Below are 15,520 nucleotides of genomic sequence, written 5' to 3' on the forward strand. Positions count from 1 at the left end.
CCCCGTCCTAATAATCGTTAACTTATTTTAGGGCGGGATAATATTGGTTATCAATATTACTAATCAATTCTTGGCGCTACAGTAAGAAGTAGGCTAGCAAATCTACGTGTCTCTCCACTGTCTATGAGCAGCTTCCGACATCATCGCATCCAAAACCCAACAAAGGCTTTTTTCATCAGCCCAGAGCCCTCGAACGGCTTGACCAATCTGTTTATCATCTAATGTTGCCGAACTGATGCAATAACCTTGTCCAAGTTGGGATTACTTGCCGAACCTTTTTGCTTAAAAAACATTTATGCGATTACCCTGAGAGCCACAGATATTTTTCGGCCTCATCTTGAGGCAGTTTCAAACTCTCTTAACTCAGTATCCAAAACAGCTGGTGCGGATAAGACTTGAATAGCATCCAAAATTAAGTAATAGATTCAAATATATAAACTTAAAAATAGTATACTGCATATTTATTTTAAAGGTTTTACTCTATGATGCAGAAGCATAAAAGTTACTCCGTAATAACGGGACTCATCTTTTTTCTTGCCGCACTGTTTAGCTGGCAAACGATGGCAGACACCAACGGCAGGGAGCCTCTAAAGTACGGAAAGTTACTGAAAGACTATCCCTATCCTTATCCAGTCAAATACTTCAACATTCAAAGTCAGCGCCAAGCACTCAAGATAGCGTATATGTACCTTCCTTCCACCGGAAACATGCCAACACTACTTCTTTTACATGGCAAGAACTTCACCTCTGATTATTGGAAATCGACCGCTGACTGGCTTTCAGCAAAAGGTTACGGTGTACTCATTGTGGATCAAGTCGGGTTTGGTAAATCATCAAAGCCTCTTCACTACCAATTCAGCTTCGAGAATTTATCTAAAAATACCCACCTATTGGTAAAAAGCTTGAATCTGAACAAAGTTATTGTCATGGGACATTCCATGGGTGGCATGATGGCGATCCGCTATTCTTTGATGTACGGAAATGATGTAGAAAAGTTAATTGTTATCAACCCATTAGGGCTTGAGGACTATCTTCAATACGAAGAGTACAAAGATCCAGAGTTCTTCTACCAATCCGAGCTGAAGAAAACGATACAAGGCGTAAAAGCCTACCAAAAAAAATACTATTACGATAACAAATGGAAGCCGGAGTATGTACAAAGGCTGACGGCTTTCGAGGGCTGGATAAATGGCCCAGATTGGCCAATCATAGCATGGAATAATGCACTCACTTATGACATGATTTTTACAGGCCCCGTAGTTCAAGAACTACAGAAACTATCCATGCCTACCTCATTAATTATTGGTACGCGAGATACCACGGCTCCAGGTAGAGCTTGGAAAAAACCAGATACCAACTATCAATTGGGACAGTTTACAAAGCTGGCTCACAATGCAGTCAATGAAATAAAGAATGCCAATTTGTTTGAAATACAAGGGCTTGGTCATGTGCCTCAACTAGAAAATTTCTCTTTGTTTTCTAAAGCATTATCTAATGCATTAGAATTTCACAGTAAACACTCGCCCGATTAGGATGGAGGATATATGGTGTAAAGTTCGGAATACTTTATAGATCATCTGACTTTTATCGATCAATATGAAACTGTATGGTTTATTTCGCTTAAGTGAGCCATCATTATATCTATCCATCTGATTTATAAAGCCACTTTATCCCAATGTGTATCGTGGCATTTTGTTGAATTTATTCAGTCAGCACAATCATCACGGGATCTTACTGTGGTATTGCTGAGCTTGATTTTGATACTCCAACGACCATGACTTATGAGGGAATTGGAAGTTATCAAGTCACTTTTAGTCAAAAGATCTAGGTTAGTCTCGAAGGTAAAAGGCAGGGCGTTTAGACTTTAAACGCCCTTTCTTGTATCTATCATGAGCCTATATATTTTCGGCATAAGCGGGTTTGGAAGGATAAATGCAGCTTGATGGTTGGCTAATATGTCTCAACTTCAAAGTGTTCACTACTGCATGCCTTTCACTTAATTAGGGATATCTTTAATGAAATTTTTTGCCGCTCAGGATTATCAAGAAGACTGTATTAAACGGTTCGACTCCTACTCGCTAAAGCTTAACAAGCTAATTCCCACAGCAAGGATCGAACACATAGGTTCTTCTTCAATTGCCGAAACAGTTTCAAAAGGTGATTTGGACATATTTGTCGGGGTAGAGAAAGTGCACTTCGAGTCCTCGATAATGCTGCTTGAACAATTAGAATTCGTAGAAAAGCTAGATACATTAAGAACAAAGGAACTGTGTATGCTTGAATCTATAAATGATGACGTGGCTATTCAATTAGTGGTTAATGGTTCTAGGTTTGAAAATTTTTTAACTTTTAGGGATCGACTACGTTCAAATCCCAGTTTAGTAAAACAATATAATGATCTGAAGCTAGCTTGTACTGGGATGACATCGGATGAATATCGACAGAAAAAATCTCTTTTTATTGAACACGTGTTGAACTCTGAGCAAGCGCCTTCGATGCACTAGAGCCAAATTGACTCCAATTTTTAATCGCTTAAGATGAGCCGATATTTACTATTTTGGATTAGATTGAGGTAGTAGTGGTAGTTAGTGAAGTGTCGTTAGCGTTAGCACAGATTAAAGTTACTCCGTTTGATATTGAGGCAAATCTGGAGCGGCATAAGCAAGTTACAAGCGTAGCCACTGAGTCTGGAGCGGATATCATCGTATTTCCTGAATTGTCTTTATTAGGCTATGAACTGGCTTCGGCCGATACATTTTCTATTGATATCAATTCTCCGATAGTAAAGCAGCTATCACGTATTTCGATTGAAAAGAATATAGTGGTAATAGCGGGATGCCCATTAAAGACTGATTGCTCAAAGCCGAATATCGGAGCTATCATTTGCTTCCCTAACGCAAAGACAGAAGTATATCGAAAGCAATACCTTCACCAAGGTGAAAGTGAGTATTGTAGTCTTGGCAATGAGAATTACTTTTTCACTATCAAAAACATGAAAGTATCGTTAGCTATATGTGCAGATTTTTTAGAACCGAAGCATATAGATGACGCCAAGTCTCATCATGTCGACGCGTATATAGTGAGCGCTTTGATTTCTAAATCGGGATATTCTTTAGATAGTGACGCTCTCTCTTCAATCGCCGTTAACTTGAATGCACCTGTATTATTGTCAAACTACGTTGGTAAAACAGGAGGATGGGATGCAGCCGGGAAAAGTGGTGTTTGGGATAGGAAAGGTAGAATAGCGGAGCAAGGAAGTGGTGTAGATGAAGGGATCGTGCTTTGTAAAATAGATGACCAAGAAATCCAAAGCACGAGGTTTCTTTCCTGCTAGCAACAATACTCAGTATATTTAGAGTTTGTCGATAGAGCCAAAGTGAAGTTCGATTGGAAAATCTTAGCTCGGGACTGAATGTCTCCGAGCTAATTATATTTTCAGGCTTTATGCAGCCTTAAATTCCTCCAATATCGAGCGTTGTTTGTCGGTTAGATTTGTTGGTGTTTCAACAAATACTTTCACGTACAAATCGCCTGTTTGGCCTTTTCGGCTAGTTACACCTTTACCGGTCATTTTAAATCTTCTGCCCGTTTGTGTGCCAGCGGGTATCTTGAGCTTAAAGCGATTATCAATCACATTCACTTCAGCTTCACCACCTAAAGCCGCAGTCACCATATCTACTTTACAGTTGTAAATCAGGTCATTGCCATCTCTTTCCAAAAAGGCATGGGGCCGTGTTGCGATAATGAGCAACATATCTCCTGCAGGTCCACCGTTGACTCCTGCAGAGCCTTTTCCTGCAAAGCGAATCTTTTCACCATTATTAATTCCGGCAGGAATTTTGACATTGATTTTTTTTTGTTCACCATTTAGTGGCAGCTCTACAACTTTCTCTGCCCCTTGGACTGCATCTACAAAGTCCACCGTTAAGGTAAACTCGATATCTTGTCCTTTTCTTGGTCGTGCTTGGCCTCGACCACCACGAGCTTGAGAAAATATGTCTTCAAATCCTGCAAAGTCACCACCGAAGCCTTGGCTTTGTTGATTGAATGCGCCACCAAAAATATCTTCGAACCCACCAAAACCTTGGCTTCGTTGACCTTGGCCTCCGAAACCTGTTTTATCAAACGCAGCATGACCAAACTGATCATATTGCTGACGCTGCTCTTTGTTTGTGAGCACTTCATATGCTTCTTTGATTTCTTTAAACTTTGCTTCAGCTACAGTGTCATCTGGGTTTTTGTCCGGATGATACTGCATGGCCAACTTCTTGTAGGCCTTTTTGATCTCTTTTTCTGAGGCTGTTTTCGAAACACCGAGCACGCTATAAAAATCCCGCTTGGACATGCTGTCACCTCTCTAATAATTAATCGAAAAAATGGGCGTACATCATACGCCCATTGATACTTGCGTCTAAGGTTAATAGTAGATGAAGCTTTGTAGGCTTCACCTGTCTATATTTTCCTTAGTCAACTTCTTCAAACTCTGCATCGACAACGTCATCTTGCTGAGGTTGATTTTGAGCTCCATTTGCAGACGGTGCATTTTGAGCCTTCTGCGTCGCAATTTCCACTAGCTTTTTAGATGCTTCAACTAGTGCCTGAACTTTAGCATCAATAGTGTCTTTATTGTCGCCTTTTTTAGCTTCTTCCAGTTCAGAAATTGCGCTATCAATCTTAGCCTTCTTATCTTCAGGAAGTGCATCCCCTAGCTCTTCCATCTGTTTTTGAGTTGAGTGAATCAATTGATCCGCTTGGTTACGAGTAGTCACTAGCTCTTCAAATTGCTTGTCAGCCTCTTTGTTCGCTTCTGCTTCTTGTACCATTTTTTCAATTTCAGCTTCACTCAATCCGCCCGAAGCTTGGATTATAATGGTTTGCTCTTTGCCAGATTGTTTGTCTTTCGCAGAGACGTGTAATATTCCATCAGCATCAATGTCAAACGTGACATCAATTTGAGCCATTCCACGTGGTGCGGGTTGAATACCCTCAAGGTTAAATTGGCCTAGAGACTTGTTGTACATTGCTTGCTTACGCTCACCTTGTAAAACATGTACAGTCACTGCACTTTGGTTGTCTTCTGCTGTTGAGAATACTTCGTGTGCGTTTGTGGGCACAGTGGTATTTTTTTCAACAAGTTTGGTCATTACACCGCCCATGGTTTCAATACCAAGCGAGAGTGGAGTAACATCCAGTAGTAGGACATCTTTGACATTACCGCCAAGTACACCAGCTTGAATGGCTGCACCCATTGCTACTGCTTCGTCTGGGTTGACATCCTTCCGTGCTTCTTTACCAAAGAATTCTGCTACTTTTGCTTGAACCATCGGCATACGAGTTTGACCACCCACTAGGATTACGTCAGTAATCTCTGCTGGAGATAGGTCTGCATCTGCAAGTGCCACTTTCAATGGCTCTAAAGAGCGTTGCACTAAGTCTTCAACTAATGACTCAAGTTTTGCGCGAGTCACTTTCACATTCATGTGTTTTGGGCCAGCTGCATCCGCTGTGACATACGGCAAATTAACATCTGTTTGTTGTGCAGAAGAAAGCTCTATTTTTGCTTTTTCAGCAGCTTCTTTCACCCGTTGCATCGCCAAAGGATCGTTCTTAAGATCGATTCCTTGCTCGGATTTGAACTCATCCACTAAGTAGTTAATTAAGCGGTTATCGAAATCTTCACCACCAAGGTGAGTATCACCGTTGGTAGCAAGTACTTCGAAGGTTTTCTCGCCATCGACTTCATCCACTTCAATGATCGAAATATCAAATGTACCGCCACCCAAGTCGTAAACAGCGATTGTACGGTCACCGCCTTGTTTTTCTAAACCGTAAGCAAGTGCGGCAGCGGTTGGCTCGTTAATAATGCGTTTTACTTCCAAACCAGCAATACGACCAGCATCTTTTGTTGCCTGACGTTGTGCGTCATTAAAGTAAGCAGGAACAGTAATCACGGCTCCGGACACTTTTTCACCTAAAAACTCCTCGGCAGTTTTCTTCATTTTCTTAAGAACTTCAGCAGATACCTGTGGAGCAGCCATTTTTTGGCTTTGAGCCTCTACCCAAGCATCGCCATTGTCTGCCTTGACAATTTTGTAAGGCATAATTTCGATGTCGCGCTGGACTTCTTTATCTTCAAAGCGACGTCCAATTAGACGTTTTATCGCAAATAGTGTGTTGGTTGGGTTTGTCACCGCTTGACGTTTCGCTGGCTGACCAACCAATGTCTCACCATCGGTATAACCAACAACAGATGCTGTGGTGCGTTCACCTTCTGCGTTTTCGATGATACGTGGTTGTTCACCTTCTAAAACCGCAACACAAGAGTTAGTTGTACCTAAGTCAATACCAATAATTTTACCCATAATATATCCCTCCAGCACATCCATTAGTTTTTCTAATGAATGTGCTTAATAATCATTTAATAGTTAATTCTTCGACAGTCGGTTTTTCGATAAGTGACTGCCTAAGTTAGTTGCCTACTTCAGGCCTAATAGCTACTTAGTGATCGCTATTTTTGTTGGTTGTACCGCTTCAGGAACTTCACGCACGAGATCGATATGAAGTAAACCGTTTTCCAAGGTTGCATTGGTCACTTTTACATAGTCTGCAAGTTGGAATTTACGTTCAAAGTTGCGCTCTGCAATACCTTGATAAACGTAATTTTTTTGCGTTTCATCTGACTTCATTTCACCAGATACAATCAACATATTTTCGTTTTGTGTGAGAGTAAGCTCTTCTTCAGAAAAACCAGCAACAGCCATAGTGATACGGTAGTTATGTTCTTCTTTTTGCTCAATATTATATGGTGGATAACCACTTGATGATTTATTCGCGCTGTTTTCAGCTAAGTTGAATAAACGATCAAAACCAATGGCATGACGGTAAAGGGGAGAAAAATCTAAGTTTCGCATAATACTATCCTTTCAATAAGCAATAGCCTATACACCACATACAAAGGTGTAGAGGATGAACTTGTATTCCTTTCGCTTATTTGACTCTAAGCAGGACATACATCAGTTCATGATTAAATATAAAAACAGCCGCAATATTTGACTGCGATCTGTTATCTTTTCACCGCTTTATACTTCCCAATTTTTGGCAAAGTAAACGGCGAATGAACTCCATAAGGCGGTTCGTGTAATTAATATATGCTTCCGATATTTTGATGTCAACATTTAAATTAGTTTTTATAATGATTAATTCGGGGGGAGGTTTTAAATGGAGCGAGGAAAACCGCAGTTAGGGTAGTGCGAGTGAACAGATATAAAATAGAGGAATAGCCAGAATGGAACATCTCTGGCTATTGCGAGTTTAGCACGTTTTCACTGTGAGCAATTATGCATCAAGCAGTGACTTAACATAGGCCTCAATTTCTGGAACTTGGCAGTTTTCAAAGAAACATTGTTGGAAGCGCTCTCCTGTCACTGCGGTTTTTACTAGCTCTTGGTCGATAGCTTTCAGAGTATCAAGGTAGTTTTCTTTAACAACTGCAGCTTTTACATCATTGAGAATCGCTGCGTTTGCTTGCTGTGGTGCCGCGCGCTCTAGTGGATACCCTTGTCCACGCTCACCAGTCGTGAAGGCTTTTTCAAAAATATAACGAACATTGAGTTCTGCTCCCCAACCAAAGCCCTTAGCAAAAGCCAAAGATAACGCGTTCCCGTTGTTGATTTGGTTGAAAAGAAACGCATCAGAAGGATCTAAACAATAGCCACATACAACGCCTGAGTGGATGTTAAGTGACATCATTGCGCCTTGACCAGTGCCACAGCCAGTCACGACAAAGTCAGCGGCTTTTGAGTTAAGCAGAATGCTCGCCATTATTCCTAGGTGAATGTAGGTTAGGAGGTGATCGTTTTCGTCACACATTCCAACGTTATAAACTGGATAATCTAGGTCACGTACAGCAGTTTGCAGTTCATTGAAAACGACAGCGTTTTTGCTAGCTTGGCTATTTTCCATCATTAGAGCGATTTTCATTATTTTCTCCGCCAGTATGATTGTAATAAGTCTAATTAAATAAAATCTTTACGCATTGGTGTAAAGTTGTCGATAAGGATGCCTTGCTCCAGGCATACGCAGCCATGTTCTACATTTGGCTCTTTGTACATGGTGTCGCCAGCTTTCACGATTTTGTTTTCACCGCCAATAGTGAATTCGAACTCACCGGAAAGAACATAAGTCAGTTGCTCGTGAGGATGCGAGTGCATAGCGCCAATCGCGCCTTTTTCAAAATGCACTTCCACTGCCATCATATTGTCGCTGTGGGCGAGGACTTTGCGTGAAATGCCATCACCTAAATCTTCCAGTTGTATATCTTTATTGTGTACAAACATGAGATACCTAAATGTTGTGTTGTAATTTGTTCGCAGTTTTTTGGTCATTGACCACAAAACGCTTCTGTTGATCTCGATAGAGGCGAAACACTGTAATGCCATTGACACATATTGCTGTTGCTTCCAATAGCATTCCGCCTATAGAGCCAACTAGTATGTTGTTCGTAAGCCAGCAAGCTGCACCGATAAGAAAACCTATGCGCATCTTGATTCCGGTCAGAGCAAATAGCGAGTACGTACCTATGCTCGTTCCTAATATTGGCCAGAGTTGCCAAATAGAATCTGAAATCCAGTATCCAAGCAACCAACTTGCAAATATAAATAAGCTCGCTAGCAACAGTGACGATGTATAAATTGACGTTATGGTTCTTATCATCGAAAGCAAAGCTGCTAATGCAGACGCCACCGAACCCAGTAATAGGTAGTGGATAAGGTGATTGACGTTCAAAAACACCATCAATATTTTCAACGTTCTATCTTTTTTCTGATAGAAAGTGGAGATGCCGATGACAAAACTCAGCATTCCTAAGAGTTGTGCGAGATTAAGTAGCTCCACCTTTATTGACTTTTAGTTATCGAGATAACCAGCCGCCATCTACAGCGATGGTATAACCATTAATATAATCGGACGCGGCTGATGCTAGGAATACACAAGGCCCTGCTAAGTCATCTGGCTTACCCCAACGCTGCGCTGGGATGCGATCAACAATTTCTTTGTTTCGTGCTTCGTCTTGTCTAAGTGCGGCAGTGTTATCTGTCGCCATATAGCCAGGCGCAATAGCATTCACATTAATGTTATCCTTTGCCCATTCATTTGCCATCAAACGTGTAATGCCCATCACACCACTTTTGGACGCGGTATAAGAAGGAACGCGAATACCACCTTGATAAGAGAGCATAGAAGCGATGTTGATGATTTTGCCTCCTTCTCCTTGAGCGATAAACTGCTTAGCAACGGCTTGAGACATGAAAAATACAGACTTGACGTTGATATCCATTACGTCGTCCCAGTCTTTTTCTGTAAATTCAATTGCATCGCTACGGCGTATAATGCCTGCGTTGTTGACTAGAATGTCTATTCGACCTAGTTCAGTGACGGCCTTATCGACAATGGATGGAATGTCATCTAGCTTCATCAAGTTTGCACGAACATCGACAAACTTTCGCCCTAGTTCTTCAACTGCTTGTTTTGTTTCTGACGGTTCTGATAAGTTAACGCCAACAATATCGCAGCCTGCACCTGCAAGCCCTAGAGCCATACCTTGACCTAACCCTGTGTTGCAGCCAGTCACAATGGCCACTTTGCCTTGAAGATTAAAAGAATCTAAAATCATATGCTTACCTCAAAGGTGTCGAATATAGTGACCATGTCCATATGGGTTTCTGTAGGGATGCTCACCGTTGATGAACTAAAGATAACAGAAATTAAGAACGGCTTTCAATTTAAAATGAAATGATGTTTTAAAAAAATTGATAGATATCTTGTTTTTTTCACTTGTTTACCAGTAAATCGCGTTATGAACAGGTGTTTTAAAAAAAATGGGTGATATAATCGGCCTAGATAGAAAAATAACAAAGGTAGAAGGATGGAAAAAGCAACTCAACCCGAAGCAGTCTCCTCAGTATTGAAAGTATTTAGCATTTTAGAGGCAATGGGTGACCAAAAGGAAATTGGTGTATCAGAACTCTCTCAAAGGTTGATGTCTTCTAAGTCAACCACATATCGGTTTTTGCAGACGATGAAAAGTTTGGGCTATGTCAGCCAAGAGGGTGAAGCGGATAAGTACTCGCTCACGATAAAAATGTTCGAGATGGGAGCCAAATCTTTACAGTATGTTGATCTGATTTCTATTGCTGACAAAGAGATGCGAGTTATTGCAGAGCAGACTAATGAAGCGTTGCACCTAGGAGCGTTAGGCGAGGGTGCGATAACCTATATTCATAAAATCGATTCTGGATATAACTTACGGATGCAATCTCGGATTGGCAGCCTAAATCCCCTCTATAGCACCGCAATTGGTAAAGTGTTGTTAGCAGAAAAAGACGAAGCTTCTGTTCGCGAAATTCTTTCTAATGTCGAGTTTAGAAAGCACACTGAAAAAACGGTAGAGAATGCGGATCAGTTCATTTCTTTGCTAGAGATGGTGCGCGAACAACACTTCGCAGAGGATAATGAAGAACAAGAGCCGGGGCTACGATGTGTCGCCACGCCAATCTATGACCGATTTGGCGTAGTCATTGCTGGCATTTCCATTTCATTTCCAACGGTTCGGTTTAATGAAGACCTTTTATCTGACTATGTCGCACAATTACACAAAGCGGCGAAAAATATTTCGGAGCAGCTTGGCTACCACGATTACCCAGTTCTTGTTGATTAATTGAAAGTTACAGCACCCATATTCGGGTGCTCTTTGAGGAATACTAGTTGATAGAATTGCCTCAAAGAGGTGTCTTTATCTACCTTGCAGCATTAGCACTTAAAGCGAGGCATTGTTCAATGAAATCGGAGTAATTTGATGCGTCGGCGTATTTGATATCCAATGAACCATGAAACATCAAAGTCACCTTTACATCTTTAAACCCTAACCAACACGTGTAACCATCATAATCGTGCCATGCTAACATTTCACCCAACTGGTATTTGTGCTCAAGTTTGTCGCCTTCTGAACGGACTTTATCAAATACTCTTAAAAACTCTCTAATTGTGAGGCGATTATTCATGTTTCGCTCCTGCTTCAAAAATCGAGGTGTTGCGAATTAATAGTTACGTGTTTGTTCATCTTATCGATCACCTTTAAGTTGTGTATTCTACTTATGTCTACTTGGCCAATCTTTTTTGAGCGTATCTTTCCTTTGATTTTAAAAAGATTAGACGTTGTCTGAGATCTATCGATGTAACAATACTCTCTAAAAAAATAAACACATTGAGATGATCTGAACGAACCTTTGCTTAATTTACCTCTTAACTTTTTGATCGATTTTTCAACATGTACCGTAATGAAAGGAGTGTTTGTCAAAAGGAGTTTGACCTCCAGTGGATACTTTAGCTATCGATTTGGCGAGGTTACAATTCGCCTTCACCGTTTCATTTCATATCATATTTCCAGCATTTACTATAGGGTTGGCATCGTATCTTGCCGTTCTTGAAGGGCTGTGGTTGAAAACAAACCAAGACAAGTATTTACAGCTTTACAAATATTGGTTGAAAATCTTTGCCATCAGTTTTGGTATGGGAGTGGTGAGCGGAATCGTGTTGAGCTACCAATTTGGTACAAACTGGAGCGTATTCTCAGACAAAACTGGTCCTATACTCGGACCTCTTATGGGTTACGAAGTGTTCACTGCTTTTTTCCTAGAAGCAGGCTTTTTGGGCGTGATGCTTTTTGGTATGGGGAAAGTTGGCAAGAAGTTGCATTTTGCATCTACTTGTATAGTTGCTCTTGGAACGTTTCTTTCTGCATTTTGGATCCTTTCAGTCAACAGCTGGATGCATACACCGGCTGGCTATACGATTAATGAAGCGGGTCAGTTTGTCCCGGATGATTGGTTTCAAATTGTCTTCAATCCGTCATTTCCTTACCGATTGATTCACATGTTACTTGCCGCGTATTTGACAACAGCTTTTGTTGTAGCGGCAGTTGGTGCACATCATCTACTCAAATCACCGAATAATCCGTTAGCTAAAACGATGTTCTCGATGGCGATGTGGATGGCCGCTTTGGTGACACCCTTACAGATTGTTGCTGGTGATTTTCATGGACTTAATACACTTGAACACCAACCCGCTAAAGTCGCGGCTATGGAAGGGCATTTCGAAACCCGTCAGGGCGCTCCGCTGATCTTGTTTGGTATACCTGATGAAGAAGCACAAGTGGTGAAATTTCAAATCGCTATACCTAGTTTGGGTAGTCTAATTCTGACTCATGACCTCAATGGCGAGGTAAAAGGGCTCGATGCTTTTCCCAAAAAAGATCACCCACCGGTTTCCATTGTTTTTTGGAGCTTTAGAACGATGGTTGTGATTGGCTTTGGCATGTTGGCGATTGGACTTGTTAGCTTATGGTTGCGAAAAAAAGGTCGACTCTACACGGCTTCACGTTTTCACCGAGTATGTGTTTTTTGGGGGCCTTCGGGTTTTATTGCGGTGCTCGCTGGTTGGATCACGACCGAAGTGGGTCGACAGCCTTTTACCGTTTATGGACTGCTCAGAACCGCAGATTCAGTATCACCTGTAGATGCTTCAGCAGTGAGCGCATCGCTTCTCGCATTTGTTATTACCTATTTGTGCGTTTTCGGTGCGGGCTTTTTTTATTTAGTCCGTTTAATGCGCAAATCACCTTCTAAGTATGAACAGACGCCGAGCAATCGGTTACCAGATGGCACCCAAGTACCCCCTGCATCACACCCAAACAGGCTCAACTGAAAGTGAAGGAATATGTATGGACATTGCATTAATTTGGTACGGCATCATAGGGTTAGCAGTACTCATCTATGTGGTATTGGATGGATTTGATTTGGGAATAGGGATCCTTTTTCCTTTCGCGTCAAATCAAGCTGAGAGAGACTTGATGATGAATAGCATCGCGCCTGTTTGGGATGGGAACGAAACTTGGCTGGTATTAGGAGGAGGAGGCTTGTTTGCTGTGTTTCCCTTGGCGTACTCAGTGACCATGCCTGCGTTTTATGCGCCAGTTACCATCATGCTTCTTGGATTGGTGTTGAGAGGAGTGTCGTTCGAATATCGTTTTAAAACAAAGAAAGGTAAGTTTTTGTGGGATAAGGCTTTTTTTGTCGGCTCGTTAAGTGCTACAGTCATGCAGGGCATTATGCTAGGAACGCTGCTTCAAGGCATAGAAATGAGTGGACGGGCTTATTCCGGAGGATGGTTTGATTGGTTGACGCCTTTCACTTTGTTTTGCGGTTTGTCCACTGTTTGTGCCTATATTTTGCTTGGTGGTTGCTGGCTAATCATGAAATTGCCAGAGGATATCGCTGAACGTTACTACGGTGTGACCAAGAATTGGGGACTAGGATTGGTGCTGTGTATTTCAGTGGTAAGCGTTTGGCTACCTTTTACTAACGACATTATTTTTAATCGCTGGTTTAGTTTCCCAAATGGGTTAATTTACTTGTTAGTCCCTTTGTCAGCATTATTATTTGTTTGGCAACTTTTTAAAGCGCTCAACGAGTGCAAAGGGGGGAGTGCTTATCTATTTGGTGTGGCGCTATTCCTGATATCCTTTGTTGGTTTTGCTATAAGTACCTATCCCTACATTGTTCCCTTTACGTTGACTTATGTGGAGGCTGCTGCGCCAGCCAGTAGTTTGACATTTTTACTTGTTGGAACCTGCTTTTTGTTGCCTACCATTATTGGCTACAGCGCATACGCATATTGGGTGTTCAGAGGTAGGTTAAACCATGAAGATAGGTATCATTGATGCGCCAGCTTACTAAACAGTGTTTGTGGTTTTTGTTGATTTGGACAGCAAGTGTGTTGGCCCTTTCTTTGTTCGCTTATCTTATCAGGTTTGTGATTGGCTAAGTAGCGATAGACGAATCGGTATCGTAATGCCTTCGTAGATAAAAGCATTGCCTCGATGTTTAAAGGAGTTTTAGTAATGAGTACGCTGAGGTTGATATTAGGGGACCAGCTTTCCCATTCTATTTCCAGTCTAAATGGCTGCGACCGTGACAACGATATTCTATTGATGTGTGAAGTCTGGGATGAAGCAACTTATGTCAAACACCACAAAAAGAAAATCGCATTTATTTTTTCTGCAATGCGTCATTTTGCCCAAGAGTTACGCCAAAAGGGTTATAACGTCGAGTACGTCACTTTAGAAGAAAAAGGGAATAGTGGTAGTTTTCAGAGCGAAGTTGAGCGATTTGTAAAGCAACATCAACCTGATAGCGTCGTTGTCACTCAACCAAGTGAATACCGCGTATTGGAATCAATCAAGGGTTGGTCATCAGAGCTGAATATACCAGTAGACATACGTTCTGACGATCGCTTCCTAAGCTCACCGGAAATATTTTCTGTATGGGCGAGTGGCAGGAAACAACTCAGAATGGAGTATTTTTATCGTGAGATGCGTAAAAAGTACGATGTGTTAATGAACGAAAACAGCCCTGTTGGTGGAAAATGGAACTTTGACACCCAAAATAGAAAAACGCCAAAAAGCGACGTTAGAATACCTACCCCAACAACTTTTGCACCGGACCAAATTACAACAGAGGTTATGCGGCTGGTAGATAAGCGTTTTCCTGACCACTTTGGTGAGTTAGAACCTTTTTACTTTTCTGTCACTAGAGAACAAGCTCTTGTTGTACTGAAAGAATTCATTGAGCATAGGCTCAGTTCGTTCGGCGACTTTCAGGACGCGATGCTTGAAGGTGAACCATGGATGTATCACTCTCATATTAGCTTCTATCTCAATACAGGTTTGTTGTTACCACTCGAATGTATCAAGGCAGCTGAAGAGGCGTATTTTGAGGGTTCTGCTCCGTTAAATGCCGTCGAGGGTTTCATAAGACAAATCCTTGGATGGCGCGAATATGTTAGGGGAATATACTGGTTAACCATGCCTGAATATGCCGAAAGTAACTATCTAGACGCTAATCGGGATTTACCAGACTTTTACTGGTCGGGTAATTGTCAAATGAACTGTATCCGGCAATGTGTAAAAGAGACCAGTAAGAATGCCTATGCTCATCATATTCAGAGGCTGATGGTGTTGGGAAACTTTGCTCTTCTTGCTGGCGTAGCTCCTAAACAGGTGAACGAATGGTTTCTAATTGTTTACGCTGACGCGTTCGAGTGGGTAGAGTTGCCAAATGTCACAGGCATGATCTTGTTTGCTGATGGTGGATTCTTAGCAAGCAAACCTTACGCGTCTGGCGGCGCTTATATTAATAAAATGTCGGACTACTGCAGAAACTGCAAATTTAAAGTCGCTGAAAAATCGGGGCCTGAGGCTTGTCCGTTTAACTACCTCTATTGGAACTTTCTTGCTAGAAATCGAGCCAAACTCCAGTCAAATCGACGAGTAAGTATGATGTACACGACTTATGATAGAATGAGTGAAAGCAAGAAAAAATCAATTGAGTCAGATAGTTTAACTTTCTTAGAAAGTCTTAAGAGATAAGGCATCGGAACCTTAACAATTTGTTGTTGATGGCACTTC

At 41.5% G+C, this 15,520-nt stretch carries 16 protein-coding genes; 8 read left to right on the forward strand and 8 right to left on the reverse strand.

The window, feature by feature from the left end; all coding sequences use genetic code 11:
* Window positions 1–482: 482 nt before the first annotated feature.
* From ACM2FC_RS08500 to ACM2FC_RS08510, 3 genes are all read left to right on the forward strand, one after another.
* Complete coding sequence (locus tag ACM2FC_RS08500) at window positions 483–1,532, forward strand: alpha/beta fold hydrolase (RefSeq protein WP_498480472.1); 1,050 nt, start codon at window positions 483–485, stop codon at window positions 1,530–1,532.
* 483 nt (window positions 1,533–2,015) lie between these two features.
* The gene (locus ACM2FC_RS08505) at window positions 2,016–2,504 is read left to right on the forward strand and encodes a GrpB family protein (RefSeq protein ID WP_498480473.1); all 489 of its coding nucleotides are present in this window, start codon (window positions 2,016–2,018) and stop codon (window positions 2,502–2,504) included.
* Between the two features lie 74 nt (window positions 2,505–2,578).
* The gene (locus ACM2FC_RS08510; protein ID WP_498480474.1) at window positions 2,579–3,334 is read left to right on the forward strand and encodes a carbon-nitrogen hydrolase family protein; all 756 of its coding nucleotides are present in this window, start codon (window positions 2,579–2,581) and stop codon (window positions 3,332–3,334) included.
* Window positions 3,335–3,442: 108 nt separating this feature from the next.
* Here the strand turns inward: ACM2FC_RS08510 and ACM2FC_RS08515 are convergent, their stop codons facing one another.
* The 7 genes from ACM2FC_RS08515 to kduD form a co-directional block, all read right to left on the reverse strand.
* Window positions 3,443–4,345, reverse strand: a complete 903-nt coding sequence (locus tag ACM2FC_RS08515) for a DnaJ C-terminal domain-containing protein (RefSeq protein ID WP_498480475.1) — start codon at window positions 4,343–4,345, stop codon at window positions 3,443–3,445.
* Window positions 4,346–4,463: 118 nt separating this feature from the next.
* Window positions 4,464–6,362 carry a molecular chaperone DnaK gene (gene dnaK, locus ACM2FC_RS08520; protein ID WP_498480476.1) on the reverse strand — a complete coding sequence of 633 codons (1,899 nt, stop codon included), beginning with the start codon at window positions 6,360–6,362 and terminating at the stop codon, window positions 4,464–4,466.
* A gap of 132 nt (window positions 6,363–6,494) precedes the next feature.
* On the reverse strand, window positions 6,495–6,911 hold the full coding sequence (locus tag ACM2FC_RS08525) for an Hsp20 family protein (protein ID WP_498480477.1): 417 nt from the start codon (window positions 6,909–6,911) through the stop codon (window positions 6,495–6,497).
* A 424-nt stretch (window positions 6,912–7,335) separates the two neighbouring features.
* Window positions 7,336–7,980, reverse strand: coding sequence for an RpiB/LacA/LacB family sugar-phosphate isomerase (locus tag ACM2FC_RS08530; protein WP_498480478.1), 645 nt, complete (start codon window positions 7,978–7,980; stop codon window positions 7,336–7,338).
* Window positions 7,981–8,015: 35 nt separating this feature from the next.
* Window positions 8,016–8,336 (reverse strand): cupin domain-containing protein, encoded by a 321-nt coding sequence (locus ACM2FC_RS08535; RefSeq protein WP_498480479.1) that lies wholly within the window; start codon window positions 8,334–8,336, stop codon window positions 8,016–8,018.
* Between the two features lie 7 nt (window positions 8,337–8,343).
* The gene (locus tag ACM2FC_RS08540; RefSeq protein ID WP_498480480.1) at window positions 8,344–8,892 is read right to left on the reverse strand and encodes a YgjV family protein; all 549 of its coding nucleotides are present in this window, start codon (window positions 8,890–8,892) and stop codon (window positions 8,344–8,346) included.
* Between the two features lie 16 nt (window positions 8,893–8,908).
* A complete protein-coding gene (gene kduD / locus ACM2FC_RS08545) occupies window positions 8,909–9,670 on the reverse strand; it encodes a 2-dehydro-3-deoxy-D-gluconate 5-dehydrogenase KduD (RefSeq protein WP_498480481.1) in 762 nt (253 codons plus the stop codon).
* A gap of 252 nt (window positions 9,671–9,922) precedes the next feature.
* Between kduD and kdgR the strand changes: the two genes are divergently transcribed.
* On the forward strand, window positions 9,923–10,714 hold the full coding sequence (gene kdgR / locus ACM2FC_RS08550; protein WP_498480482.1) for a DNA-binding transcriptional regulator KdgR: 792 nt from the start codon (window positions 9,923–9,925) through the stop codon (window positions 10,712–10,714).
* Between the two features lie 79 nt (window positions 10,715–10,793).
* Here kdgR and ACM2FC_RS08555 read toward each other — a convergent pair whose 3' ends face one another.
* Window positions 10,794–11,057 (reverse strand): DUF3081 domain-containing protein, encoded by a 264-nt coding sequence (locus tag ACM2FC_RS08555; protein ID WP_498480483.1) that lies wholly within the window; start codon window positions 11,055–11,057, stop codon window positions 10,794–10,796.
* A 313-nt stretch (window positions 11,058–11,370) separates the two neighbouring features.
* Here ACM2FC_RS08555 and ACM2FC_RS08560 point away from each other — a divergent pair, with 313 nt between their 5' ends.
* The 4 genes from ACM2FC_RS08560 to ACM2FC_RS08575 all read left to right on the forward strand — a co-directional run bounded on the left by ACM2FC_RS08560 (window position 11,371) and on the right by ACM2FC_RS08575 (window position 15,481).
* On the forward strand, window positions 11,371–12,759 hold the full coding sequence (locus ACM2FC_RS08560; RefSeq protein ID WP_498480484.1) for a cytochrome ubiquinol oxidase subunit I: 1,389 nt from the start codon (window positions 11,371–11,373) through the stop codon (window positions 12,757–12,759).
* A 16-nt stretch (window positions 12,760–12,775) separates the two neighbouring features.
* Entirely contained in the window at window positions 12,776–13,774 is a 999-nt protein-coding gene (cydB, locus tag ACM2FC_RS08565; RefSeq protein WP_498480485.1) for a cytochrome d ubiquinol oxidase subunit II, read from the forward strand.
* Window positions 13,774–13,878, forward strand: coding sequence for a DUF2474 family protein (locus ACM2FC_RS08570; RefSeq protein ID WP_498480487.1), 105 nt, complete (start codon window positions 13,774–13,776; stop codon window positions 13,876–13,878). The genes cydB and ACM2FC_RS08570 overlap by 1 nt, the downstream gene beginning before the upstream one ends.
* Before the next feature lie 76 nt (window positions 13,879–13,954).
* Window positions 13,955–15,481 (forward strand): cryptochrome/photolyase family protein, encoded by a 1,527-nt coding sequence (locus ACM2FC_RS08575; protein WP_498480488.1) that lies wholly within the window; start codon window positions 13,955–13,957, stop codon window positions 15,479–15,481.
* Window positions 15,482–15,520 lie beyond the last annotated feature (39 nt).

The organism is Vibrio sp. A37 (assembly GCF_059777565.1).

Coding starts and splice junctions, on each gene's coding strand:
- ACM2FC_RS08525 (WP_498480477.1), bottom strand. CDS start 6,911: ATGCGAAACTTAGATTTTTCTCCCCTTTACCGTCATGCCATTGGTTTT.
- cydB (WP_498480485.1), top strand. CDS start 12,776: ATGGACATTGCATTAATTTGGTACGGCATCATAGGGTTAGCAGTACTC.
- kduD (WP_498480481.1), bottom strand. CDS start 9,670: ATGATTTTAGATTCTTTTAATCTTCAAGGCAAAGTGGCCATTGTGACT.
- ACM2FC_RS08500 (WP_498480472.1), top strand. CDS start 483: ATGATGCAGAAGCATAAAAGTTACTCCGTAATAACGGGACTCATCTTT.
- ACM2FC_RS08555 (WP_498480483.1), bottom strand. CDS start 11,057: ATGAATAATCGCCTCACAATTAGAGAGTTTTTAAGAGTATTTGATAAA.
- ACM2FC_RS08575 (WP_498480488.1), top strand. CDS start 13,955: ATGAGTACGCTGAGGTTGATATTAGGGGACCAGCTTTCCCATTCTATT.
- ACM2FC_RS08515 (WP_498480475.1), bottom strand. CDS start 4,345: ATGTCCAAGCGGGATTTTTATAGCGTGCTCGGTGTTTCGAAAACAGCC.
- dnaK (WP_498480476.1), bottom strand. CDS start 6,362: ATGGGTAAAATTATTGGTATTGACTTAGGTACAACTAACTCTTGTGTT.
- ACM2FC_RS08530 (WP_498480478.1), bottom strand. CDS start 7,980: ATGAAAATCGCTCTAATGATGGAAAATAGCCAAGCTAGCAAAAACGCT.
- ACM2FC_RS08535 (WP_498480479.1), bottom strand. CDS start 8,336: ATGTTTGTACACAATAAAGATATACAACTGGAAGATTTAGGTGATGGC.
- ACM2FC_RS08505 (WP_498480473.1), top strand. CDS start 2,016: ATGAAATTTTTTGCCGCTCAGGATTATCAAGAAGACTGTATTAAACGG.
- kdgR (WP_498480482.1), top strand. CDS start 9,923: ATGGAAAAAGCAACTCAACCCGAAGCAGTCTCCTCAGTATTGAAAGTA.
- ACM2FC_RS08570 (WP_498480487.1), top strand. CDS start 13,774: ATGCGCCAGCTTACTAAACAGTGTTTGTGGTTTTTGTTGATTTGGACA.